Annotated in this window: 26 protein-coding genes; 11 read left to right on the top strand and 15 right to left on the bottom strand. The window is 65.4% G+C overall.

Annotation, left to right across the window (positions count from 1 at the left end):
- Nucleotides 1-205 precede the first annotated feature (205 nt).
- From hslO to DX905_RS14965, 8 genes are all read right to left on the bottom strand, one after another.
- A complete protein-coding gene (hslO, locus tag DX905_RS15000; RefSeq protein WP_116092603.1) occupies nt 206-1099 on the bottom strand; it encodes an Hsp33 family molecular chaperone HslO in 894 nt (297 codons plus the stop codon).
- Between the two features lie 142 nt (nt 1100-1241).
- Nucleotides 1242-2174, bottom strand: coding sequence for an ornithine carbamoyltransferase (gene argF, locus DX905_RS14995; protein ID WP_116092056.1), 933 nt, complete (start codon nt 2172-2174; stop codon nt 1242-1244).
- A 120-nt stretch (nt 2175-2294) separates the two neighbouring features.
- Nucleotides 2295-3485: an aspartate aminotransferase family protein gene (locus DX905_RS14990; RefSeq protein WP_116092602.1), complete on the bottom strand. Its 1191-nt coding sequence runs from the start codon at nt 3483-3485 to the stop codon at nt 2295-2297.
- Nucleotides 3486-3739: 254 nt separating this feature from the next.
- Complete coding sequence (locus tag DX905_RS14985; protein ID WP_162875667.1) at nt 3740-4204, bottom strand: hypothetical protein; 465 nt, start codon at nt 4202-4204, stop codon at nt 3740-3742.
- Between the two features lie 71 nt (nt 4205-4275).
- Nucleotides 4276-4614 carry a PilZ domain-containing protein gene (locus DX905_RS14980; protein ID WP_116092054.1) on the bottom strand — a complete coding sequence of 113 codons (339 nt, stop codon included), beginning with the start codon at nt 4612-4614 and terminating at the stop codon, nt 4276-4278.
- 66 nt (nt 4615-4680) lie between these two features.
- A complete protein-coding gene (gene dksA / locus DX905_RS14975) occupies nt 4681-5133 on the bottom strand; it encodes an RNA polymerase-binding protein DksA (RefSeq protein ID WP_116092053.1) in 453 nt (150 codons plus the stop codon).
- 155 nt (nt 5134-5288) lie between these two features.
- A complete protein-coding gene (locus DX905_RS14970) occupies nt 5289-5837 on the bottom strand; it encodes a hypothetical protein (protein ID WP_116092052.1) in 549 nt (182 codons plus the stop codon).
- Between the two features lie 99 nt (nt 5838-5936).
- A complete protein-coding gene (locus tag DX905_RS14965) occupies nt 5937-6392 on the bottom strand; it encodes a host attachment family protein (RefSeq protein WP_116092051.1) in 456 nt (151 codons plus the stop codon).
- Between the two features lie 95 nt (nt 6393-6487).
- Between DX905_RS14965 and serS the strand changes: the two genes are divergently transcribed.
- Nucleotides 6488-7777 carry a serine--tRNA ligase gene (gene serS, locus DX905_RS14960; protein WP_116092050.1) on the top strand — a complete coding sequence of 430 codons (1290 nt, stop codon included), beginning with the start codon at nt 6488-6490 and terminating at the stop codon, nt 7775-7777.
- Nucleotides 7774-8877 carry a M23 family metallopeptidase gene (locus DX905_RS14955; RefSeq protein ID WP_116092049.1) on the top strand — a complete coding sequence of 368 codons (1104 nt, stop codon included), beginning with the start codon at nt 7774-7776 and terminating at the stop codon, nt 8875-8877. Before serS ends, DX905_RS14955 begins: the two co-directional genes overlap by 4 nt.
- Before the next feature lie 55 nt (nt 8878-8932).
- On the opposite strand, the gene DX905_RS14950 is transcribed toward DX905_RS14955, so the two are convergent.
- The gene (locus DX905_RS14950) at nt 8933-10057 is read right to left on the bottom strand and encodes a DUF3089 domain-containing protein (RefSeq protein ID WP_116092048.1); all 1125 of its coding nucleotides are present in this window, start codon (nt 10055-10057) and stop codon (nt 8933-8935) included.
- Nucleotides 10058-10110: 53 nt separating this feature from the next.
- Here DX905_RS14950 and rimO point away from each other — a divergent pair, with 53 nt between their 5' ends.
- Nucleotides 10111-11457 (top strand): 30S ribosomal protein S12 methylthiotransferase RimO, encoded by a 1347-nt coding sequence (gene rimO, locus DX905_RS14945; RefSeq protein ID WP_116092047.1) that lies wholly within the window; start codon nt 10111-10113, stop codon nt 11455-11457.
- Here the strand turns inward: rimO and DX905_RS14940 are convergent, their stop codons facing one another.
- Entirely contained in the window at nt 11458-12525 is a 1068-nt protein-coding gene (locus DX905_RS14940) for a phosphatase PAP2 family protein (RefSeq protein WP_240320879.1), read from the bottom strand.
- Between the two features lie 129 nt (nt 12526-12654).
- On the opposite strand from DX905_RS14940, the gene DX905_RS14935 reads away from it, so the two are divergent.
- The 5 genes from DX905_RS14935 (at nt 12655) to argC (ending at nt 18573) form a co-directional block, all read left to right on the top strand.
- A complete protein-coding gene (locus tag DX905_RS14935) occupies nt 12655-14865 on the top strand; it encodes a beta-glucosidase (RefSeq protein WP_240320878.1) in 2211 nt (736 codons plus the stop codon).
- Nucleotides 14866-14931: 66 nt separating this feature from the next.
- Entirely contained in the window at nt 14932-16317 is a 1386-nt protein-coding gene (locus DX905_RS14930) for a leucyl aminopeptidase family protein (RefSeq protein WP_116092045.1), read from the top strand.
- A 105-nt stretch (nt 16318-16422) separates the two neighbouring features.
- Nucleotides 16423-16782: a MarR family winged helix-turn-helix transcriptional regulator gene (locus tag DX905_RS14925; protein ID WP_240320972.1), complete on the top strand. Its 360-nt coding sequence runs from the start codon at nt 16423-16425 to the stop codon at nt 16780-16782.
- Between the two features lie 88 nt (nt 16783-16870).
- On the top strand, nt 16871-17644 hold the full coding sequence (locus DX905_RS14920; protein WP_116092044.1) for an NlpC/P60 family protein: 774 nt from the start codon (nt 16871-16873) through the stop codon (nt 17642-17644).
- Nucleotides 17641-18573: an N-acetyl-gamma-glutamyl-phosphate reductase gene (gene argC, locus DX905_RS14915; RefSeq protein ID WP_116092043.1), complete on the top strand. Its 933-nt coding sequence runs from the start codon at nt 17641-17643 to the stop codon at nt 18571-18573. Before DX905_RS14920 ends, argC begins: the two co-directional genes overlap by 4 nt.
- On the opposite strand, the gene mltG is transcribed toward argC, so the two are convergent.
- The 5 genes from mltG to fabD all read right to left on the bottom strand — a co-directional run bounded on the left by mltG (nt 18570) and on the right by fabD (nt 22945).
- Nucleotides 18570-19565 carry an endolytic transglycosylase MltG gene (gene mltG / locus DX905_RS14910; protein WP_116092042.1) on the bottom strand — a complete coding sequence of 332 codons (996 nt, stop codon included), beginning with the start codon at nt 19563-19565 and terminating at the stop codon, nt 18570-18572. The two genes, argC and mltG, sit on opposite strands and share 4 nt — an antisense overlap.
- Before the next feature lie 29 nt (nt 19566-19594).
- Complete coding sequence (gene fabF / locus DX905_RS14905; protein ID WP_116092041.1) at nt 19595-20854, bottom strand: beta-ketoacyl-ACP synthase II; 1260 nt, start codon at nt 20852-20854, stop codon at nt 19595-19597.
- Between the two features lie 97 nt (nt 20855-20951).
- Nucleotides 20952-21188 carry an acyl carrier protein gene (locus tag DX905_RS14900; RefSeq protein ID WP_116092040.1) on the bottom strand — a complete coding sequence of 79 codons (237 nt, stop codon included), beginning with the start codon at nt 21186-21188 and terminating at the stop codon, nt 20952-20954.
- Nucleotides 21189-21259: 71 nt separating this feature from the next.
- Complete coding sequence (fabG, locus tag DX905_RS14895) at nt 21260-22000, bottom strand: 3-oxoacyl-[acyl-carrier-protein] reductase (RefSeq protein ID WP_116092039.1); 741 nt, start codon at nt 21998-22000, stop codon at nt 21260-21262.
- Nucleotides 22001-22009: 9 nt separating this feature from the next.
- On the bottom strand, nt 22010-22945 hold the full coding sequence (gene fabD / locus DX905_RS14890) for an ACP S-malonyltransferase (protein WP_116092038.1): 936 nt from the start codon (nt 22943-22945) through the stop codon (nt 22010-22012).
- A 292-nt stretch (nt 22946-23237) separates the two neighbouring features.
- On the opposite strand from fabD, the gene rpsF reads away from it, so the two are divergent.
- From rpsF to rplI, 3 genes are read left to right on the top strand one after another with little or no spacing between them, the layout of a single operon-like run.
- Nucleotides 23238-23681: a 30S ribosomal protein S6 gene (gene rpsF, locus DX905_RS14885; protein ID WP_116092037.1), complete on the top strand. Its 444-nt coding sequence runs from the start codon at nt 23238-23240 to the stop codon at nt 23679-23681.
- A gap of 13 nt (nt 23682-23694) precedes the next feature.
- Complete coding sequence (gene rpsR / locus DX905_RS14880; RefSeq protein WP_011950937.1) at nt 23695-23919, top strand: 30S ribosomal protein S18; 225 nt, start codon at nt 23695-23697, stop codon at nt 23917-23919.
- A 12-nt stretch (nt 23920-23931) separates the two neighbouring features.
- Nucleotides 23932-24537 (top strand): 50S ribosomal protein L9, encoded by a 606-nt coding sequence (rplI, locus tag DX905_RS14875; RefSeq protein ID WP_116092036.1) that lies wholly within the window; start codon nt 23932-23934, stop codon nt 24535-24537.
- Nucleotides 24538-24577 lie beyond the last annotated feature (40 nt).

The raw sequence follows: 24577 nt of genomic DNA, 5'->3' as shown, positions 1-24577 counted from the left end.
AATGGCACGCTCGGCGGCTAACATGGGTCAACTAAACGCCGGGTTAACAGACCCGGGCACACCATTGTCATTGCGAGCGCAGCAAACCGAAGGTCGCCACAAGCAAGCGATTCAGTCTGGTAGCGCAACGAGCCCGTCGGCCTGGATTGCCGCGGCGCGTTCCGCGCCTCGCAATAACGTGCATCCGATGGCTGGCTAATAGCTGCTACGCCGCCAGCGGCTCGATCTTGAAGCCACGCGCGCAAAATTCGCAATTCACTTCGATCAGCCCGTCCGGGCCCGCCATCGCCGCGCGCTCCTCTTCCGGGAAGCGCGCGATCACGCGCGCCACGTGATCCGGGTCGCAGCGGCAGCCGCGCCGTGGCGCAATGCTGGGGCTGACCCGCACCTGATCCTCGTTGAACAACCGCCACAGCAACGTCTCGAGCGGCAGCTCGCCGTCGGCGAGCTCGGCGTCGCGTACGCTGCCGCCGAGGGCCGCGACATGATCCCATTCGGGGTGATCGAGCCTTGTGTGGATGCGATCGCGCCCTTCTTCGCCTTCCGGCAGATGCTGCAGCATCAGTCCGCCCGCCACCACGCTGCCGTCGTCGGCGCGGCCGATCCCGATCCGCACCAGGCTCGGTATCTGTTCGGACTGGGCGAAATAGGATTCCGCCGCCTCGGCCAGACTGGCGCCCTCAAGCGGGACGATCCCCTGATAGCGTTCCCCCGACGTCGCCTGATCGAAGGTGATCGCGAGATAACCCTTGCCGAACAGGCCGAATAGCGACGGATCGGCCGGCAACTCCCCCAATCGCTCGGCATCGTGGCGCACATAGCCGCGCATCTCGCCGCCGCGATAATCGGCGACGAGCAGGTCAATCACGCCATTCTCGGTCTGCGCCTGCAGCGTGAGCTGGCCCTCAACCTCCTTGAGGGTGGCTCCCAGCAAAGCGGCCAGCACGATCGCCTCGGCCAGCACCTTCTCGATCGCCGGCGGATAGCCATGCGCGGAGAGGATGGCGTTGAGCGCCGGCCCCAGCCGCACCAGGCGCCCGCGGGCGTGGCGATCGGGAATAGTGAAAGCGAGGGCGGTATCGAGATTTTCGGAGATCATGCCGGCCATTTAGGAAGCGTTTCGGGTTTTTGCGACACCCATCGATCCGGGCTCGACGTCGCCATCCCCGCGAAAGCTGAGACTGCGAGGCTGGCGCACGCTCTCTCCCGAGACCCAGCTTCCGCTAGGGTGACAGTGCTGCCTAAAGCCTCGCCAGACACCATAACAATACCGCTTTCTGCGCATGCAGCCGATTTTCGGCTTCGTCCCAGATCGCTGATTGAGGGCCGTCGATGACCGCATCGGCCACTTCTTCGCCGCGGTGCGCGGGCAGGCAGTGGAGAAACAGCCCGTCCGCTGCGGCGCCTGCCATCAACTCCTCGGTCACTTGATAGGGCGCCAGCGCCGCGAGCTTTTCGTCGGCATGCGCCTGGCCCATCGACACCCATGTGTCCGTCACCACGATATCCGCGCCCGCACCGGCAAGTTCGGGATCGCGGGTCAGCACGAACGGATGATTGCCCGACCGCGCCTTGGCGGCATCCACCACCGCCGGATCGGGATCATAGCCCTCCGGGCAAGCGGCGGTGACGTCGAAACCGAGCAGGCTCCCTGCCTCGATGATCGAATGCAGCACATTGTTGCCGTCGCCCAGCCATGCCCAGCGCGAGCCCTCAACGCTGCCGCGCCGCTCGATCACGGTGAGCAGGTCGGCCATGATCTGGCAGGGATGGCTATGATCGGTCAGGCCGTTGATCACCGGCACGGTCGCATGGCGCGCCATCTCGACGACCTTGTTGTGATCGTCGGTACGGATCACGATCGCATCGACATAGCGCGATAATACCCGTGCCGTATCGGCGATGCTCTCGCCGCGGCCGAGCTGCATCGACCCCGCATCCATCACGATGGTCGTGCCGCCCAATTGCCGCATCGCCATGTCGAACGACACCCGCGTGCGGGTCGAATTCTTCTCGAAGATCATCGCCAGCACATGGCCGTCGAGCGGCCGGTCGACGTCCGCCTTGCCCTTGGGCCAGCCCGCGCGCGTCAGCTTGCGGCGCCGCGCATCGTCCAGCATCGCACGGATGCCATCGCTGCCTGCATCGGCAAGGTCGATGAAGTGACGGGTCATAACTTCCAATCCCCTTCCGCTCATCCTGAGGAGAGCCGAGCTTGCCGAAGCTTGTCTCGAAGAATGGTCGAGACAGCATTTCGTCAAGCTCAATGCCTCCTCAGGATGAGCGGGATATTGTTAAGCCGCCTCCGGCACCCGATAGCTGCGCGCACCCGCCGACAATTTCTCGATACATTCGGCGATGTGGCTTTCGTCGATATTGAGCGGCGGCAGGACGCGCACGACATTGTCGCCGCCCGCCACCGTCAGCAGCCCGTGATTGTCGCGCAGATGCGCCACGAACGCGCGGCTGTCGCTCTTGAGCTTGATGCCAAGCATCAGCCCGACGCCGCGCACGCTGTCGAACAGATGATCGTGATTGGGCAGCAATTGCTCCAGCGCCTGGCGCAAGCGGTCGCCCATCCGCTGGACATTCTCCAGAAAGTCCTGCTCGCCGACGATGTCGAGCACCGCCTCGCCCGCCGCCATCGCCAGCGGGTTACCGCCATAGGTCGAACCGTGCGTGCCGATCACCATCCCCTTGGCCGCTTCCTCGGTCGCGAGGCAGGCACCGAGCGGGAAGCCGCCGGCAATGCCCTTGGCGACCGTCATGATATCCGGCGTGATGCCATATTGCTCATAGGCGAAGAAGGTGCCGGTACGCGCATAGCCGCACTGAATCTCGTCCAGGATCAGCAGCATGCCATTCTCGTTCGCCAGTCTGCGCAGCCCGGCGAGGAACTCCTGCGTCGCCGGCAAGATGCCGCCCTCGCCCTGGATCGGCTCGATCAGGAAGGCCGCGGCGTCCGGCCCGATCGCTGCTTCGGCCGCGCCAAGGTCGTTGAACAGGACGACGGTGAAGCCCGGCAGCAGCGGCTCGAATCCGTCGCGCATCTTGGCCTGATTGGTCGCCGAGATGGCGCCCATCGTCCGCCCGTGAAAGGCGTTGGAGAAGCTGATGATGCGGTTCTTCTCGGGCGTACCGTTGACATAATGATAGCGGCGCGCCGTCTTGATCGCGCACTCGATCGCCTCGGCGCCGGAATTGGTGAAGAAGACCGTATCGGCGAACGTCTTGTCGACCAGCCGCTGCGCGAAATGCTCGCCTTGAGGGCTACCGTACAAATTGGAAACGTGCATCAAGGTCGCCGCCTGGTCGGCAATCGCCTTCACCAGAACGGGGTGGCCGTGGCCGAGGATATTGACCGCGATGCCGGCGGCCATGTCGAGATAGCGTTCGCCCTGCTCGCCGATCAGATAGGCGCCCTCGCCGCGTACCGGACGCACGCCACACCGTGGGTAGACGGGCATGAGAGGCGTGATCGGCATCGAAACGGACTCCTTGATCATTCGACGAAATGTCGTTCGGAAAGCTCCGGAAAAGAAAAAGGCGACCCAAGCGGGCCGCCTGAAGCGCGCCTATATCGCCGCGCCCTAAGGAGCGTCAATCGTTGAGGCCGGCCGCGGCAGACCGTCATTGCGGGCACAGCGAACCGAGGGTCGCGGAAGGCAAGCAATCCAGTTCAAACGATCGCTGGAGCGCGTCGTCGCTATGCTCCTCGCAACGACCGGCGAACGAAAATCTAAACCCGCGCCAGCCGCCGCAACGCCACGAACGCCGCCGCCGCGCTTGCCGCATAAACCGCATGATGGCCGATATCGGTCGCAAGCTGCTGCGCGTCCCACTTGGTCGGCGGATCGGACAGGCCCAGCACCGTGATCAGCGCCGTACCGGCACCCCATGCTCCCACGAAGAACACCGCGCCACGCGTCGGCTCGGGCACCTTGCCGAGCGCCGCCAACCCCACCCCCAGGCCGCTTCCGAACGCGAAATGCGCGGCCGTCGTAAGCCGCTGTTGCGAAGCTTTGTCGGCCGCTTCGCTGCCCGTGATCGTCTCGACCGCTTCGGCAGGCGTGTCGGACGCCGCACGCCCGGTCAGCCGCATCTCGGTTTTCTGGCTCGCCATCATGAAAAGGCTGCCGACAAAGCCCGCCGCCAGCCCCAAGCCGGCAAGTTTCGCTGAGCGAGTAGGGGTGCTTTTATCCATCCGCGCCAAACCGTTCGCGGCGGCGGCAGGTTCCGGCTAGCCCGCGCAGCGCTTGCCGCTGGCCGGCTCGATTATCGCGATCTCACGGTCGTTTCGGCCAGAAGTGGATCGATCGGCTTGTCGAACTGAATGCCGATACGGCCGCTGAACACCCAGGCAACCTTGCCCTCGATCGTGCCGACGCCTGCCAGTTCGACTTTGACGGCATCGTCGGGGCAAACCAGCACCTGACTGACGACCATCATCCCCCCTGCGGAGAGATTGCGGACCCGCACCGGGACATGGGGAGCGCGCGGACCGCGCAACATCGCCATCAACAGCACGCTTTCGCGGGCGTCGGCCCGCGACGAACCGACGCGCTGGTCGGCTACTGCCACCTTCAGGTGCTTGAAAGGCCGCTCCACCGTCATCCCCAAACGCAGTTTCCCCGCTTATCTGTCGATGATCGTTGGAAAAGACTTAACCACGCATGAAGCCTATTCGTCGCGTGAGACTTTCTCGTTGCGCTCGTGGCGCTCCTGCGCCTCGACCGTCATCGTCGCGACCGGACGCGCTTCGAGCCGCGCGAGCGAGATCGGCTCGCCGGTCACTTCGCAATAACCATATTCGCCCTCGTCGATGCGGCGAATGGCCGCCTCGATCTTGGTGATCAGCTTGCGCTGGCGATCGCGGGTGCGCAGCTCAAGGCTCCAATCGGTTTCCGAAGAAGCACGATCGGTCACGTCCGGTTCGCGCAGCGAATCGACCTGAAGCTGGGCGAGCGTATCGCGCGACTCACGAAGGATCGAATCCTTCCAGTCCAGCAATTTGCGCCGAAAATATTCCTGCTGGCGGGGATTCATGAACTCTTCGCCCGCCGTCGGTCGATAGTCCTGATCAATGTCCGCGATGTCGTCCTGCTCGTCGATACGTTTCGCCGCCGTAGCCATGTGAGTAATCACCCGACCCTTGCGGAACGTTGGCCGTGGCCCCCGCCCCGTCTGCCCTGGGCGCGCCTATACGCGGGAGCGATGGGCCTAACAAGCGGGCGGCGCACAACAAAATGTCGCGCGCCGCCTTAAACCTAAATTAGTTGTGGATATCCTTAGCCCGGCGTCTTGGCGGCTGGGGCCGCGGCCTTGGCGGCTGCATCCAGTTCCGATGCCGTCATCGCAATCACCAGCCCGTTCGGACCTTTCGCGAAGGCCGTCTTCGGGAGCTGCGCCTTGGTGTTGGCGGTGGCCACCGTCACCAGATCCCCCGATACCGCGTCGACCTTGCCGACCACGCCGCCCTTGGCGTCGTTGACCGCGGTGCCGACCGTTATCTCCGTCGGCGTCGTCGCCTGGGCGACCTGCGCCTCCAGCTGCGCCTTGGTGATGGCGACCACCAGACCGTTGGCGCCCTTCGCAAATGAAGTGACGGGGATCGCCGCCTTGGCGGTACCGGTCGACAGGACCGCGCTGCCGTTGGCAACGGACTCGATCGTGCCGACGGGTGCGCCCGTCGTATCGCTGACGGTCGCACCGACCGTCACGTTAGGCGCCGCCGCCGATGCCGCCGCACTTGCTGCGGGCGCCGGCTGCGTTGCCTGGGCGAAAGCAGGACCGGCAAGCATCGCCGAACCAGCCAATGCAAAAACCAGATATTTCATTGCACTCTCCTTGAACGAAATCTCGATCACACTGCACCAACATAAGAAGTGTAGACGGTCAGGCAGCATTGCGCGGGATAAAGCGTGGCGCTGCCGGGTTCAGGCGTTCTTTTCTTCATGTTTCTGGAGGATCGACTCGATCTTGTCCACCGGATGACCGGTGAGATCCTTCGCGATTTCCGCCGCGATCTTGCCCTCTACCTGTTTGTGGTAATGTTTGCGTAGCTCGCCCAGTGTCTTGGGCGGTGCGACGATGATCAGCTTCTCGAACTGATTGGCCAGCGCCGCGCGATTGATGCGCTCGGCCGCCTCGGCGGCAAAGCGATCCTCCGCTTGCTGGTGGAAATCGGCCTCGCCCGCGGTCGATCCGCCGGCACCGGAACCTGCGGGCTTCTGCCCCGCCATATCGGTCTTGATATCGCGATCCGCCTGATCGGCCTGCTGCTCGGCCGCAACAACGGTCAGGCTGATATTGTCCGCATCGCCTTCATTCCGGAAGAACAGCATCTTGGCACCGTCGGCGACCAGAACATAGCTGTCGTGGGGAATGCGCATTGCTTCGTCTCCATGTCGTTTCGGACCCCTAACGCGCATTTGCGCGGGGCGGTTGCAGGCTTGCACGCGCCGCGCCGCACGGTCATTAGCCCGCCATGCACGACATCCGCGCCATCCGCGAAGACGCCGCCACCTTCGACGCCGGGCTGCAAAAGCGAGGCCTCGGTCCGCAGTCGGCCGGGCTGCTGCAGCTCGATCTGGAGCGCCGCGCCCGCGTGACCGAGGCGCAGGAATTGCAGACGCGCCGCAACGAGGTTTCCAAGGGGATCGGCAAAGCCAAGGCTGCGCGCGACGAGGCGGCGGCGGAAGCGCTGATGGCCGAGGTGGCAGGCATCAAGGACCGCATGGCGGCGCTTGAAGGCGAGGCGGCACAGGCCGCCCGCGGGCTGGACGAGGCGCTTGCCGCTATCCCCAATATTCCTGCCGCCGACGTACCCGAAGGCGCCGACGAGGCCGGCAATGTCGAGCAAAAGAGATGGGGTGAACCCCGCGCGCTGGATTTCACAGCGCGCGATCACGCCGATATCGGCCCGGCCCTGGGCCTGGATTTCGAGGCGGGCGCGCGCCTTTCCGGCGCCCGCTTCACCGTCCTGCGCGGGCAAGCGGCGCGCCTTCACCGTGCGCTTGGGCAGTTCATGCTCGACGTGCAGACCATGGCCAACGGCTATCAGGAGGTTGCGCCGCCTCTGCTGGTGCGCGACGAAGCGATGTTCGGCACCGGCCAGCTTCCCAAATTCGCCGACGATTCGTTCAGGACGACCGATGGCCGTTGGCTGATCCCCACCGCAGAAGTCAGCCTTACCAACCTGGCGGCCGGCCAGATCCTTGCCGAAGCGGATCTGCCGTTGCGCTTCACCGCGCTGACGGCCTGCTTCCGCTCGGAAGCAGGAGCGGCCGGGCGCGACACGCGCGGCCTCATCCGCCAGCATCAGTTCGAAAAGGTCGAGCTTGTCGCCATCGCCGCGCCCGAATGCTCGGACGATGAGCATGAACGCATGACCCGCGCCGCCGAGGGCATATTGGAGGCGCTGGAACTCCCCTATCGCCGCATGCTGCTCTGCGCGGGCGACATGGGCTTCACCGCGCGCAAGACGTTCGATCTGGAGGTGTGGCTGCCGGGGCAGCAGACCTATCGCGAGATTTCCAGCTGCTCGAATTGCGGCGACTTCCAGGCGCGCCGCATGGACGCGCGTTATCGCCCGGCCGAGGCCGCGAGCGGCAAGGGCGCCACCGCGTTCGTCCATACGCTCAATGGCTCCGGTCTCGCGGTTGGCCGCACGCTTGTGGCGGTGATTGAGAATTACCAGCAAGCCGACGGGTCGGTCGCGGTGCCCGACGTGCTCAAGCCCTATATGGGCGGGTTGGAGCGCTTGCTGCCGGCATGACGATCGCGGCGGCCTTGCTTGCGTTGAGCCTTGCATCGGCCGCGGCGTCCGACAAGGCGCCTCCCGCCAAACCCTCTGCGGCAAGGCCGGGAGTGATCAAGGGCACCTTCGCCCCCACGCCCAACCTTCTGTTCGTCGATCCCAAGCCTGCGGGCGGACAAAAACCGGTGTGGGATGTTGCCAAGGTTGCGCCAGACGCGGCCGATGTCGCCAAATCCACCTATGTCGTGCAGCCCGGCGACACCCTGTCCGCGGTCGTGCGCAAGACTGGCGCGGGCAACGCGGTGATCGCGCACGAAAACGATCTCGACCCGCCCTACACATTGCGGCCCGGCCAAAAGCTCAAAATCCCGGCCGGGCGTTATCACACGGTCCGCAAGGGCCAGAGCGGTATCGCCATCGCCCGCGCTTACGGCGTGGAATGGTCACGCATCGTAGAAATCAATCATCTCAACGAACCCTTCACGCTGCGCGCGGGCGAGCGGCTGATGATCCCCGCGACGAAGGAAGTGGCGAAGATGACGCTCGAGCAGCGTGCCGCCGCCTTCACCATCGACCTCACCGATATCGCGACCGGCAGCGAGCCCGCGCTCGCGCCCACCGCCCAGCCCGCCGCGCCGACCCCCTCGCCCGTGCGTACCCTCCCGCCGACCACAGCGGTGGCGGAGCCGGTGGTGCAATTTGGCGGCCGCTTCGCCTGGCCGCTCGAGGGCAGGATGATTCGCCCGTACGGGCCGATGGCCAATGGCGGCCGCAACGACGGCATCAATGTCGCCGCCCCCCTCGGCACTGCGATTGCCGCCGCCGCCGACGGCGTGGTGCTGTGGGTCGGCCAGCATCCGGCTTTCGGCAACGTCGTGCTCGTCCGGCACGGCAGCGGCTGGGTCACGATCTACGGCAATGCCGATAAATTGCTGGTCAAGCGCGGCCAGTCCGTGAAGATCGGCCAGACCATCGCCAAGGTCGGCATGAGCGGCACCAGCGCCGACCGCCCGCAGCTTTTCTTCGAGGTCCTGCAAGGCCGCAAACCGGTCAATCCAATGCGCCTGCTCCCCCGGCGCGGCGGCAGCGGCGACGACAGCGACACTCCCGACAACTAGACCTCGTCATTGCGAGGCGCGCAACACGCCGCCGCGATTAAGCAGGGAAAGGCATCTACCGCTTCGTGAGCCAGGACCGGCTCTGCTGCCCGATCAATTCGATCATATTGCCCTGAACCAGGCTGATATCGAGCGGATGCAGCCCCCACGGTGGCGCCGGGCTGTAACGCTGCAAACCAAGCCGCAGCAATTCCGCATTCGGGCCCGGCTCGACCCGCACCCGCAGCACCGCGCCCTGCGCATCAGTCACGCATTCGCCGCTCAGCTGGCCCGCCATCTCGATCAACGGCGGATCGCCCGCTGGGGCAAAGCTGGGCTTGCCCAGGAAGCCATCGAGCGTGCCGCGCCCGCCCCCGATCGCCGCCGGGCTCACGCATAACGCAGCCCCACCCGCGGTTGCGCCGAAAACACGCGGCCCGTCATAACCCTCGAAATAAGTCGACCAGGCGACCACGCAGCCCGCTTGGTTCGCCGCCGTACACGGGAGGATCGCCTTGAAGCTCGCCTGGTCGAGCCCGACGTTGCCGGCGAGATAGGCCGCCACCAACAATTTCTGCGCGGGCTTGCCGTCAATCTCCTCAGCGATGAGCTGCTTGAGCAGGATCGCGCCCTGGCTGTGCCCAACCAGCACGACCCCGCGGCCATGATTGTCGCGCGCCATATAGCTGCGCCATGCCGCCAGCACGTCGCGATAGGGAATGCCGAAATCGAAATTGGGGGCAGCCTTGCCCACCGCCGACTGCGCCATCGAATAGCGCAAGGCGGTGATGGTCAGCTGATGATAGGCCGGTACGAACACCCGGCACTGGGCGCCCAGCCGCGCGGCCTGTCCATGGACCGAGCGCTTCTCCTCCGCATCCGGCACGAGATCGCTGTACAGCGTCTTGTCGGTCGAGGCGGTCGGATAGACATAGAAGCAGTCGATCGGCGGATCCTTGGCGGCAACATAGGGCGCCAGCGTCCGTGCCCCCGCCGCATCGATCCTCATCGCATCGAGATTGGCCGAGCAGGTGCCGTCGTCGACGCCGGGCCGGCAGATCCAGTTGCCGGGCTGGGCATAGTCGACCGTGGGCGTATCGCCATGCGCGGGCAGGCTCGCGGGTACCGGCACCACCGGCATCTGGGCCGCGAGGGGAGCGGAGGCGATCAGACCCGCCAGCACCGAAACCGACAATCGCATGCAGCACACCCCTCGTAATTTCCTCCATGTCACGCTATGTGGCCCGCTTCCCCATGGCAACCACCCTTCCCTCCCCGCCCAAGGTCGGCATGGTGTCGCTCGGCTGTCCCAAGAACTTGGTCGACAGCGAGCGCATCCTGACCAAGCTGCGCGCCGACGGCTATCGCATGTCGCCCGATTATGCGGGGGCGGACATCGTGCTCGTCAACACGTGCGGCTTCCTTGATTCCGCCAAGGAGGAAAGCCTCGATGCGATCGGCGAGGCGATCGCGGAGAATGGCCGCGTCATCGTCACCGGCTGCATGGGCAAGGACGCCGAAATCATCCGTGCGCGCTTCCCCCAGGTCCTCGCCGTCACCGGCGCGCATCAATATGAGCAGGTCGTCGGCGCGGTCCACGAGGCGGCGCCCGTGCCGCCATCCGCTTACCTCGATCTCGTCCCGCAAGCTTCGTTCGGCGGCGACCTCAAGCTTACGCCCAAACATTACAGCTATCTCAAGATTTCGGAGGGCTGCAATCACCGCTGCTCCTTCTGCATCATTCCGGCACTGCGCGGCGATCTCGTCAGCCGCCGCCCGGATGCGATACTGCGCGAGGCCGAAAAACTGGTCGCCGCCGGAACGCGCGAATTGCTGGTGATCAGCCAGGATACGTCCGCCTATGGCCTCGATCTGCGCCACGCTTCCTATCCGCTGAAAGGCGGCGGCGAAGTCCGCGCCGACATGACCGATCTCGCCCGCCACCTTGGCCAGCTGGGTGCATGGGTGCGGCTGCACTATGTCTATCCCTATCCGCACGTGGACCGCGTCATCCCGCTGATGGCTGAGGGCTTAGTGCTCCCCTATCTCGACATCCCCTTCCAGCATGCCGCGCCGTCCGTACTGCGCGCGATGAAGCGCCCCGCCAACGACGCCAAGGTGCTCGAACGGCTGCGCAACTGGCGCAGCATCGCGCCGGACATCACGATCCGTTCCACTTTCGTCGTCGGCTTCCCGGGCGAGACGGAGGCCGACTTCGAATATCTGCTGCAATGGCTCGACGAAGCGCAGCTCGACCGCGTCGGCGCGTTCCGGTTCGAGCCGGTCGCGGGCGCCGCCGCGAACGACCTGCCCGGACAGGTCGCCGAGGAGGTCAAGGAAGAGCGCTACGCACGACTGATGGAGCGCACCGCCGCCATCTCCACCGCCAAGCTCCAGGCCAAGATCGGCCGGACGCTTGAGGTCATCATCGACGCGGTCGACGAGGAAGGCGGCGCTTCAGGCCGTTCGCAGGCGGATGCGCCGGAAATCGACGGCGAAGTGCATCTCCGCGACACGCACGGGCTGACCCCCGGCGACATCGTCCGCGTTCACATCGAGGATGCCGACGAACATGACCTGTTCGGAGCCGTCGCCGCCTGATCAGTCGAGATGGCGCCGCTCGATTTCGCGGAAGATCGCCACCGCGCGCGGCCCGTTGCTGTTTTCGCGTGCCAGCAGGTGGATGAGCTCACCGCTCCGCGTTCGCCGCAGGAAGGCATAGCCGGGGTCTTGGCCAACGGCCGCGCGCTCTTCGAGAAGGCTCAGCAATCCCCGACGGACCGCGAGGCTCGCAACCACCGCCACCAATGTCCCCGCGATCATGTCGGTCAGGTAATGCGTGCCTTCGACCGGCGTCGCCAGCAGCATCGCCAGATTGAGCGCCAGCAGGGGCCAGCGCAGCCGCCGGATCGGCCAGGCCGCGATAATGTAGAGGATGGCGCTCACCGTGTGGAAACTGGGCGCACACACTAGGCCGTGCAGCGAAGTCACCGCGACGCTGTGTACGGCATGCAGCCGCAACATCGGAATGATCTGCGCCTGATAGAGCGCGCTCTCCGGCATATAGGGAATGCGGCCGTGCCACAGATAGGCCAGCGGCCCCTCCGCCGGCGCCAGCGTGAACAGCACGAGCGTGAACAAGGCAGCGAGCCAGAAGGAGGCGATGAATAGCCGCGCTTCCGCTCTCCGCCCGCTGTAGGCGAAATAGGCCAGCAGGATGAAGGGCGTCGCGAAGATGCTCTGATAGGCGATGCTTTCCGCCAGCTGCAGCAGCGGGTGCGCCGCCACGAATTCGTACCAGGATAGCCAATCGAAGCGCAGCAACCGGTCGGCCCGTTCGAGCGCGAAATCATCGAACCCACGCGTATCTGCGGCGACCGGATAGCTTGCCAATGCGCCGACCAGCACGATCAGCGCGAACAGCCCGACATGATCGATCGCGTCGCGCGCGATCCGCTGCGCACGGGATTGCGCGGGCCGGAGAATGAACCGCACGGCGATCGCAATGACCGTGAGCAGTGCGAACAGGCGGTCGGCAATGTTGCGCGGATCGATCTCCACCTGCGCGCGCGCCATCAGCACAAGCACGATCAGCAGGCTCATGCCGACGGCCGCGGCGAGCCAGCGCCCCGGAAGTTCGATGGGATCGTGTTTCAGATTGCTTGCCAAAATCGGATCTTCAACCGGCGGAAGACGCCCGGCTACGGCCGCGGGCCTGAACCGCGCATTGCCATGATGCCAAGGTCGTATTGCGGGCGCTGCCGACACGTGCGAGGTTCTCCAAAACGGGAGATGGGGATGGCGACGGCACACCGGGCGAAGATCGCGATCGTCACTGCATTGCTCGCATCGACAATGGCTGTATCGGCCCCGCCGCCGCCGTGGATGAATAAAGCGCTGGACCCGGATCAGCGTGCCTCGCTGCTCGAGGCGCAGATGACGACCGAGGAAAAGCTCACCATCGTCCACGGCCCGATGGGCCGTTCGCGGATGGGCATCCCCAAGCCGGAGCGCGCGCTCGGCTCGGCCGGTTTCATCCCCGGCATCCCGCGTCTGGGCATCCCCGATCTGCAGGAGGCGGACGCCAGTGTCGGCGTCACCAATCCCGGCAACATCCGCCCAGGCGACGGCGCCACCGCATTCCCCTCGATCATGGCGACCGCGGCGACGTGGAGCCGCGCCCTGGCGTATCAGTCCGGTGTCGCGCTCGGCAACGAATCGTGGAGCAAGGGCTTCAACGTCCTGCTCGCCGGCGGCATCAACCTGATGCGCGAGCCGCGCAACGGCCGGACCTTCGAATATGCCGGCGAGGATCCGCTGCTGGCGGGTATCCTCACCGGCGATGCGATCCGCGGCATCCAGAGCCAGAATGTCGTCTCGACGATCAAGCATTTCGCGTTCAACAATCAGGAGACGGGGCGCTTCTTTGTCGATGCCACCATCGGCGATGCGGCCGCGCGCGAAAGCGACCTGCTCGCTTTCCAGATCGCGATCGAGACCGGCAAGCCCGGGTCCGTGATGTGCGCTTATAACCTCGTCAACGGCCGCCAGGCCTGTGACAGCGATTGGCTGCTCAATCAGGTGCTCAAGCGCGATTGGCGCTATCCTGGTTGGGTCATGTCGGACTGGGGCGCGGTCCACAGCACCGACAGCGCGCTGCACGGGCTCGATCAGGAATCGGGCGAGCAGCTCGATCGCGAGGTCTATTTCGGCGCCCCGCTGACCGAGGCCGTGCGCAGGGATCCCGCCTATCGAGCGCGGCTCGACGACATGGTCCACCGCATTTTGCGGACCCTATTTGCCGTCGGCGTGATGGACCGACCGGCCAAGCTCGCCGCGATTGATTATGCGGCCAACGCCAAAGCCTCGCAGGCCGTAGCCGAAGGTGGCATCGTCCTGCTTAAGAATGATGGCGGGCTGTTGCCGCTCAAGGCCGTCAAACGCATTGCGATCATCGGCGGCGAAGCGCAATTCGGCGTGCCATCGGGCGGAGGGTCGTCCTCCACCATCGCCATCGAAGGTCCGGGCCTGCAAATTCCGGTGATGGGCACCGGCGTGCTCGGCTCGCCGCGGCTGATGATCTACCATCCGTCCGCGCCGCTCGATGCAATCCACGAGCTCTTGCCGGAAGCGGAGCTCCTGGTCGATGATGGCCGTTACCCCGGCAGCGCCGCGGCGGCCGCACGCAAGGCCGACGTCGCGATCGTCTTCGCGACGCAATGGGCAACCGAGAGCTACGACATTCCCGATATCTCGCTGCCCAATGGCCAGGACGCACTGATTGCGGCGGTCGCCGCTGCCAATCCCCGCACGATCGTCGTACTGGAAACCGGGGGCCCCGTGTTGATGCCCTGGCTCGACAAGGTCGGCGCCGTGCTGGAGGCTTGGTATCCCGGCGGGCGCGGTGGCCCTGCCATTGCCAATGTGTTGACCGGACGGGTCAATCCTTCCGGGCGTCTGCCGGTTTCCTTCCCGGCGGCGCTTGAACAATTGCCGCGCCCCGAGATCGTCGGCGCCGGCGCCAATGGCGAGCGGCCTCCGCTCGGGACCAAGCCGCTGCCCCTGCCCTATCGTGAGGGCCCAGACGTGGGCTATCGCTGGTATGCGCGTCAGAAGCTGAAGCCGCTGTTCCCGTTCGGCTACGGCCTCAGCTACAGCCAATTTGACTATTCGGATCTGGCCGTCACCGGCGGAACCACGCTTTCCGTTTCCTTCAACGTCCGCAATACTGGGAAAGTCGCCGGCGCCGACGTACCACAAGTTTATCTGACATCCCTGGCCGGCGCGCCGGAGCTGCGGCTTATCGGCTGGGAAAAGATCGGGCTCGCGCCGGGAGAGAGCCGGCGGGTTACTCTGGCCGCCGACCGCCGCCTGATCGGCCGATATGATGCGAAGGCGCATGGCTGGCGCGTGCCGGCTGGCCGGTACGAGGTCGGGCTTGGCACATCGTCGGCGGCGCTAGCCGCCCGTGCCAGCGCCACGATTGTCGCCTCCTCGCTCGAACCGTGATTTCCGCTCGGCGTCGCAGGTGGTCTACCGCTTGAGGGACGGGCTCATCTCTGGCAGCGCCACCCGATGACTGATTTCACATCCCTGATCACCGCCGACCGTGGGCAGCCTGCCCGCTCCCTTTCGCTCGTGGGCAAGGCGGACTTTGCGGAGTGGCTCAACCGCCAGCCCCCGCGAGCACGCGCGGCGGTGGAGGCCGCCCGGTTCGAAGGCAAAGCCGACACGTTCGTGATCCTGCCCGGCGAAACCGCCGAAGAATGGAGCGTGGCGATCGGCGTCGACCCCGCGGGCGGCCCATGGACACTCGCCGCCGCCGCCGCCAAGCTGCCCGAAGGAAGCTATCGCCTGGCGGACGGCGTCCCCGGTGACGCGGCGCTTGGTTGGCTGCTCGCGCAGCATCGCTTCGATCGGTATCGCGAGTCGCCCGAGTTGCTGGGCCCGCGTGTCCTGCTGACCTCGGAACCAGCCCGGATCGAACAGATGCTACGCCTCGCGCACGCCACCGCGCTTGTCCGCGATCTGGTCGACACCGGCGCGGGCGACCTCGGGCCCGCCGAACTGGCAGCGGCCGCCAAAGCGGTGGCGGACAAGCACGGCGCCAGATTCTCGGTCGTTCAGGGCGATGCCCTGCTCGAAGCGTATCCGATGGTCCATGCCGTCGGCCGCGCCGCCAGCAAAGCGCGTAGCCCGCGCCTGATCGAGATCGAATGGGGCAACCCCGCCCATCCCCGCATCGCCTTGGTCGGCAAGGGCGTATGTTTCGATTCCGGCGGGCTCGACATCAAACCCGCCGCCGGCATGCTGCTGATGAAGAAGGATATGGGGGGAGCCGCTCACGCGATCGCGCTGGCTGGACTGATCATGGACGCGCGGTTGCCGGTTCATCTCCATCTGCTCGTCCCCGCGGTGGAAAATGCGATTTCGGCGGATGCCTTCCGCCCGGGCGACATCCTCAAGAGTCGCAAGGGACTTCATGTCGAGATCGGCAACACCGACGCCGAGGGACGCCTCATCCTCGGCGACGCTCTCGCCCGTGCGTGCGAGCTGCAACCCGCCCTGTTGCTCGACTTTGCGACGCTCACCGGCGCCGCACGCGTCGCGCTCGGCCCCGATCTGCCCGCCTTGTTCGCTAATGATGAGGCCCTGGCGGCGGAGCTGGCGGAGGCGGCGACGCAGGTTTCCGACCCGGTTTGGCGCCTGCCTTTGTGGCAGCCTTATAATGAGATGCTGAAGTCTGACGTCGCAGACATCAACAACGCCCCCGGCGGCGGCTTTGCCGGTACGATCACCGCTGCGCTGTTCCTGGAGCGGTTCGTTGAATCGTCGGTGCCATGGGCGCATTTCGATACGTTCGCCTGGCGCCCAACGGCAAAGCCAGGTCGCCCGAAAGGTGGCGACGCGCTCGGTCTGCGCGCCGCCTGGGAGATGCTGCAGCGCCGATTCGCCGGTTGATCGCGCGACAAAGTCCAAAATAGTGACCGCGAATGAAACGAAACGGCGCGCCCGCGTGTTTTCCTGCCGACGAGGCAATTAAGCATCGAGTGAGACGTTGGCATGATGCACGACACAACCCTGGCGGGATGGATGCAGACGCTGGTCGGTTATGTCCGCTCGGGTCAGCCCGATCTTACCAATCGCCAGATGGCGTTGCTGCTCTTGGTCTATCTGACGTCCGGGCCGCATACCGTGCGCGGGCTTGCCCAGGCGCTGGGCGTTTCGAAGCCCGTCGTCACGCGCGCCTTGAACACGCTTGGGGCGCTCGGCTATCTGCGCCGGGAGCGTGACGAGGCCGATCGGCGCAACATCTTCATCGCGCCAACGGAAATGGGGCATAAATTCCTTGAAGGTTTCGGCGGACTCATCGACGGCGATACGCCCGCGCACCTCTCGCGACAGGTTCGTCACGCCGCGGCCTGAAGGGTTTCGGCTGGAAGGGCCTTCGCGCCGGCTCGATCCCCGTACGCACGCTTACCGACCGGACATCGCCGATGTCGAACTCGCCGGCATGCTGTTCGCGCCGCATTATGCGCGCGCGCAGCCCTGCCGCTGCATCGCCGACGCCGTGACGATCCGGGCACGTCCGTCCGAACAGGCGCCGGCGATCTCGCAGCTGGTCTATGGCGAGGGCTTTGCCCTGATCGACCAAGCCGGCGAATGGGCATGGGGGCGCTGTGCCCATGACAATTATGTCGGCTATCTCCCGGCTGCCGCTCTAGGCGCGCTACCGGCCGCCACCCATCGCATCGTCGCGCCGCTTGCCCTGGTCTTTGCCAATGCCGACATCAAGGCCCCGGTGATCAAGGCGCTGCCAATCGGAGCGCGGGTTGCGGGCGAGCCGGAGGACGGGTTTTTGCGGGTTGCGGAAGGCTATATTCACCCGCGCCATCTCGCGCTGCTGGACGAAGTGGCGGGTGACGCGGTGGCGGTCGCCGAAAGCATGCTGGGCGCACCTTATCGCTGGGGTGGAAGGGGTGCCGACGGTATCGATTGCTCCGGATTGGTGCAGCGCGCGTTGGAGTTGGCCGGGATCGCCGCACCGCGCGACAGCGACATGCAGCGCGAGCAGCTGGGCGAAGCGCTCGGCGAGGATACGGCGCTCGGGCGCGGCGATCTCGTCTTCTTCCCCGGCCATGTTGGCCTGATGGTCGATGCCGAACGCCTGATCCACGCCAACGCCTATTGGATGGCGACGGTGATTGAGCCGCTGGCGGATGTCGTCGCTCGGCTCGCGCCGCTGCACGACAAGCCGATTATCGCGCGCAAGCGGATCGCCCGATGATCAAGGTCTTCGTCGACGGCGCGGCCGGTACCACCGGGCTGGAAATACGCGAACGGCTGACCGGCCGGCGTGATGTCGAACTGCTTGTCCTGCCGGAGGACAGGCGCAAGGATGCGTCAGCCCGGCGCGACGCCCTCAACCAGGCCGACATCGTGATCCTGTGCCTGCCGGACGATGCGGCGCGGGAAGCCGTGTCGTTGATCGACAATGACACGACGCGGGTGATCGACGCCTCAACCGCGTATCGCACCGATCCAACGTGGACCTATGGCTTCCCCGAATTGGAAGCCGGCGCGCGCGAGGCGGTGGCGGCGGCCAAGCGCATATCCAATCCCGGCTGCTATCCAACCGGTTTTCTCGCGCTCGTCCGCCCGCTGGTCCGTACAGGCTTGCTGCCTGCCGACACCCGGCTCAGCGTCAGCGCGGTTTCCGGCTATTCCGGGGGCGGCAAATCGCTGATCGCGCGGTTCGAGGACGCATCGCTGACGGATGCCACGCCGACCGCCTTCCACGCTTACGGCCTGACGCTGGGCCACAAGCATGTGCCGGAGATGCAGCATCATGCCGGCCTCGCACATCCGCCAATTTTCATGCCGTCGGTGGCGCGTACCTATCGCGGGATGCTGGTCGAGGTGCCGATCCATCTCGATCTTGCCCGTGGACGGATCGCACAGCTGCGCGAGGCGCTGACCGAAGCCTACCGCCACAGCGCGGTCGTAACAGTCAGCCAGGATCATCACGGCGACCTGCCGATCGAACGTCAGGCCAATACGGACCGGCTGGAATTGTTCGTGTTCGGCAGCGACGATTTCGGCCAGGCGCGGCTGGTCGCGGCGCTCGATAATCTTGGCAAGGGTGCTGCCGGTGCGGCCGTGCAAAACCTCAACCTCGCGGCCGGCTTGCCGGAAGCAGCGGGCCTGCGCCTCTAGCGGCTGCCCTGCGCCTTGCGCAGATTGTAATAGCGCTGAACGTTGGCGTTATGATCCTTGAGATCATTGGCGAAAACGTGGCCGCCCTTACCGTCGGCGACGAAATATAGCGCCTGGGTATTGGCCGGCGCGAGCACTGCCGCGATCGCATCGCGACCTGGATTGGTGATCGGCCCGATCGGCAGCCCCGCCATCGAATAGGTGTTATAATCGTTTTGCGCGCGTACCTCGCTCAGCTTGATCCGCCGCCCGAGCGGTTTGCCCTTGGTGAGCGGGTAGATGATCGTCGGATCGGCCTGAAGCCGCATTCCCGTCCGCAGCCGGTTCGAATAGACGCCCGCCACCATCGTCCGCTCCTCGGGAACGCCGGTCTCCTTCTCGACGATCGAGGCAAGCGTCAGCGCGTCGTGCTTGGAGCTGACGACGCTGTTCGCCTTGCGCGTCATCCACAATTGGTTGAGCGTCTGCGTCATGGCATCCTGCATGCGCTTGAGCACCGCCCTGCGCGGCTCGCCCCGCTGGAAGCTATAGGTTCCGGGCAGCACCGAGCCCTCGGGCGGCACCGGCAATTTGCCGGTGAGCAGCTTCTCCTTGGCCAGCCGCTCGAACACTTCGATCGATGGCATACCTTCGGGGATCGTGATCAGGCGCTGCACGGTTCGGCCGCTCTGCAGCAGTGCGAGGATTTCACGCGCGCTCATATGCGGCGCGATCTCATATTCGCCCGCCTTGATCGGCGCGGACGAGCCGAAGCGGCGCGCGAAACGCAGGAAGCCGGTGGTGGAACGCACCGCACCGACCTTCTCCAGCTCGCGCGCGGCGGCGGCCAAAGTCGAGCCCGGCGGCACTACCACCGCGGTGGCATGCTGCGCCGGGCCAGGCCCGGTCCAATTGCGATGGATGGTGAGCCACCCCGCCCCGATGACGATCAGCACGATCAGGACCAGACAGCCAAGGCCGCCGCGGGTTGAGGAGGAACGACGTTTGGCCACGGCCTATCCTAGCGCTCCTGCGATCCGGATCAAATGGCGCGCATCACCAGGCTGGCGTTGGTCCCGCCAAAGCCGAAGCTGTTGTTGAGTACCGCCTTGACCTTCCGCTGCCTGGCGACGTTGGGCACCAGATCCACGCCGGCGCATCCTTCGCTCGGATTTTCCAGATTGATCGTCGGTGGCACGATCTGGTCGCGCATCGCCAGGATGCAGAAGATCGATTCGACCGCGCCCGCGCCGCCGAGCAGATGCCCGATCATCGACTTGGTCGACGACATCGACACGGTCTGCATGGCATCGCCGAACAGGCGGCGCACCGCCCCCAGTTCCAGCTCGTCACCGAGCGGGGTCGAGGTGCCATGCGCGTTGATATAATCGATGTCCTTGGGTTCCAGCCCGGCTTTGCGGAGCGCCATCTGCATCGAACGGAAGGCGCCATCGCCTTCGGGGTGCGGCGCGGTCACGTGATAGGCATCGCCCGTCAGCCCGTAGCCGATCACCTCGGCATAGATTTTGGCGCCGCGTGCCTTGGCATGCTCATATTCCTCGAGCACGACGATGCCCGCGCCCTCACCCATGACGAAGCCGTCGCGGTCCTTGTCATAGGGCCGGCTGCCTTTTTCGGGCGTGTCGTTGAAGTTGGTCGAAAGCGCGCGCGCCTGGGCGAAACCCGCAATGCCGAGCGGGCAGATCGCGCCCTCGGCCCCGCCTGCCAGCATGACGTCGGCATCGTCCGCGGCGATGATCCGCGCGGCGTCCCCGATCGCGTGGGCACCGGTCGAACAGGCGGTCACCACCGCATGATTCGGACCGCGCAGGCCGTATTTGATCGAAACCTGACCCGAGATGAGGTTGATCAGGCGTCCGTGCACGAAATGCGGGCTGACGCGGCTTGGCCCCTTCTCGAAGCGCACGATCGATTCGCTCTCGATTCCCGGCAGGCCGCCAATGCCCGAGCCGATCATGCAGCCGACACGGCAGCTCTGCTCATAGCTCAGCTCGCCCAGACCGGCATCTTCATAGGCCTGGCCCGCGGCATCGATGCCATAGACGATGAATGGATCGACCTGACGCTGGACCTTGTGATCGACGCGCTTGCCCGGATCGAATCCCCACGGATGGTCTGCCGGCTTGACCTCGCATGCGATCGTGCACTTCTGGTCCGACGGATCAAAACGCGTGATCCGCGCCGCACCCGACTTGCCTGCCTTGATGTTCGCCCAGGCAAGCTCGACCTCGGCGCCTACCGGCGTCACGAGCCCCAGTCCGGTCACAACCACGCGGCGCATGGCCTTCTCCTATTCATCTCTCAAAACGAAAGCGGCCCCCCGACACCGGGTCGGAGAGCCGCTTGGCCATCAGGCGAAGGGCTCAGCCCCTCGCAGATCAGCCCTTATGCGCGTCGATGTAGCTGATCGCATCCTTGACGGTCGTGATCTTCTCAGCGGCATCGTCGGGGATTTCGACCCCAAACTCTTCCTCGAAAGCCATCACCAGCTCGACGATGTCGAGGCTGTCGGCGCCGAGATCGTCGATGAAGCTCGCATCCTCCGTGACCTTCTCAGGCTCGACGCCGAGATGCTCGACGACAATCTTCTTCACGCGATCGGGGGTGTCGCTCATATCTTTGTGCCTTCCCTAGGTCTTGATTTGGCGCTGCCCTACAATCGCGGGAAGGGTCCCGCAAGAGGCCGTCAGAGCATCGCCATGCCGCCATTAACATGGATTGTCTGCCCGGTCACATAACCGGCCTCCCGGCTGGCGAGATAAGCGACCGCCGTGCCGATGTCCTCACCCTTGCCGAGATCCCCCGCCGGGATGCGCGTGAGGATGGTCGCGCGCTGCTGTTCGTTGAGCGCGTCGGTCATCGCGCTGGCGATGAAGCCGGGCGCCACGCAGTTGACGGTAATGCCGCGGCTGGCGAATTCCTGCGCGAGAGCCTTGCTCATCGCGGTGAGACCGCCCTTGGACGCCGCATAATTGGCCTGGCCCGGGTTGCCCGTCCAGCCGACGACCGACGTGATCGAAACGATTCGTCCGAAGCGCGCCTTCATCATCGGGCGGCTGGCGGCGCGGATCAGCCGGAATGCGGCCTCCAGATTGACCGACAGCACCTGTGCCCATTCATCGTCCTTCATTCGCATCGCCAGATTGTCGCGCGTGACGCCGGCATTGTTGACGAGGATGTCGAGCTTGCCGCCAAGCGCTTCCAACGCTGACGGGATCAGTGCCTCCACGGACTGCGGGTCCGCAAGATTGGCCGGTACAGTCACGGCATCGCCGCCGATGTCGGCCTTGACCGCATCGAGCGCCTCCTGACGGGTGCCGGACAGCGCCACCGTCGCCCCCTGCGCCGCCAGCGCCCTGGCGATGGCCGAACCGATCCCCCCCGAAGCGCCGGTGACGAGCGCCGTCATGCCTGTAAGGTCGAACATTCTTCTCTCCTAAAGTGCTGCCGCCAGCGCCTCGATTTCGTTCATCGTCACGATGCTGACGACGTTCGCATCGGGCGCGATGCGCTTGACCATCGGACCGAGCACCTTGGCGCCGAACTCGACAAAATCGGTCACCCCCGCATCCCACATCGCCTCGACACTCTCACGCCAACGCACCGTCCCGGTCACCTGGCGCACGAGCAAGTCGCGAATGACATCCGGATCCGCCGCGGGGGCAGCGGTGACGTTTGCGTAGACCGGAACCAGCGGCGAGCGCACATCCGCCTCGGCCAGCGCCTTGGCCATTGCCTCGGCGGCGGGCTGCATCAATGCGCAGTGGAAGGGTGCCGACACGGCCAGCAAGACCGCCCGTTTGACGCCACGCTCCTTCGACAACACCATCGCCCGCTCGACGGCCGCCTTGTTCCCCGAAATCACCACCTGGCCGCCGCCATTGTCATTGGCCGCCTGGCACACCTCCCCTTGCGCGGCATCGGCGCAGATCGCCTCCGCCAGCGCAAAATCGGCGCCGAGCAACGCAGCCATCGCCCCTGCACCGATCGGAACCGCGGCCTGCATCGCCTCGCCCCGCAGCCTCAGCAGCCGGGCGGTGGTCGACAGGTCCAACGCCTGCGCAGCGCAGAGCGCACTATATTCGCCTAGGCTATGGCCGGCGACGAACTCCGCCTTGTCGGCCAGCCGCACCCCGCCTTCCTGCTCCAGCACCCTTAACGTTGCGAGCGCATTCGCCATGATCGCGGGCTGTGCGTTTTCGGTGAGCGTCAGGTCTTCCGCCGGCCCTTCCGCCATGAGCCGCGAGAGCTTTTGGCTGAGCGCCTCATCGACTTCCTCGAACACCGCGCGGGCGTGCACGCTGGCCGCAGCCAGATCGGCGCCCATGCCGACGGCCTGGCTACCCTGGCCGGGGAAAAGAAACGCCCGCATCTAACTCTCCCATTGCCCTGCCCTCACCGGAAACGGACAAGGTGGGTCTCAATCAGCGCAAGCCGGCAAAGGCTCACGATATCGGAGGCGCAGGTAGAGGAAAGCTCGGCATCCACGCAACCCGATTGGCGTGGTACACCGCTCCGCGAACCGGCTTGCCTTTTTGCGCCCCATGCGCGATAGGGCCTGCACCCGGGCGAAGGCTCATGCCTTTCGCCCGGTTTGATTTTTGCAAGACAGCCGGAGGGGCGTCGCATGGGGCGGCGTCAGCGATCGGCAGGAGATATGAAGCATGGCTCTTTACGAGCACGTCTTCCTTGCGCGCCAGGATCTGGCGCAGGCGCAAGTGGACGCACTGGCGGAAGCCGCCACCAAGATTGTTACCGATGGGCAAGGCAAGGTCGTCAAGACCGAGACCTGGGGCTTGCGCTCGCTCGCCTATCGCATCGCCAAGAATCGCAAGGCGCATTATGTGATGCTCGAAATCGATGCGCCGACGGGCGTCGTCGCCGAGCTTGAGCGCCAGCTTGGTATCAACGAAGATATCGTCCGCTTCATGACCGTCCGCGTCGACGAGCATGAGAATGGCCCGTCGGCGATGATGCGCCGTGGCGAGCGTGATCGCGAGCGTGGCCGTGGCGACCGTCCGGATCGTGGCGATCGCGGCGACCGGCCTGACCGTGGTGATCGTGGCGACCGTCCGCGTCGCGACGACCGCGACGATGTGGCCGCGTAAGGGAGTATAGCAAATGGCCCGTGCATTTTTCCGCCGCCGCAAGAGCTGCCCCTTCTCCGCGAAGGACGCGCCCCGGATCGACTATAAGGACGTCCGGCTGCTCCAGGGCTTCGTGTCCGAGCGTGGCAAGATCGTTCCCAGCCGCATCACCGCGGTTTCCGCAAAGAAGCAGCGCGAGCTCGCCCAGGCGATCAAGCGTGCCCGTCATATCGGGCTGCTTCCGTACATCGTTAAGTAAGGAGCGACACGCATGGACGTGATCCTGCTTGAGCGCGTCGAGAAGCTCGGCGCCATCGGCGACGTCGTTTCTGTCAAGAACGGCTTCGCACGTAACTATCTTCTGCCCAACAAGAAGGCGCTCCGCGCCAACGAAGCCAACAAGAAGGTCTTCGAAAGCAACCGCGCGCAGATCGAGGCCGATAACGCTTCGCGCCGCGCGGATGCCGAGAAGGCATCGAAGGGCATCGACGGCAAGACGCTGACTCTGATCCGTCAGGCGTCGAACACCGGCCAGCTTTACGGTTCGGTTTCGGCGCGCGATCTGGCCGAGCTGCTCGAAGAGGACGGTACCCGGGTCGCCCGGAACCAGATCGTCCTCGACAAGCCGATCAAGGCGATCGGCGTCAGCACGATCAAGATCGCGCTTCACCCGGAAGTGACGGTGGCGATCAAGGTCAATGTCGCCCGTTCGCCGGAAGAGGCAGAACTGCAGGCGCAGGGCGTCGACGTCATGGCGCAGATGTTCGAGCGTGACGAAGCCGGCTTCACCGAGGATTACGATCCGAACGCGGAGCCAGGTGAAATCGCCGTCGATGCACCTGCTGAAGCGGCTGACGATCGGTCTGCCGCGGCCTGATCCGATCCGATCTGGAACGAAAAGGCCGTCCGGACCACGT

This window comes from Sphingomonas crusticola, assembly GCF_003391115.1.
In the GTDB taxonomy this organism is placed as follows: Bacteria; Pseudomonadota; Alphaproteobacteria; order Sphingomonadales; family Sphingomonadaceae; genus Sphingomonas_I; species Sphingomonas_I crusticola.
Note: the sequence above shows the minus strand (reverse complement) of the source record. Positions and strands in the feature narration are given on the sequence as shown.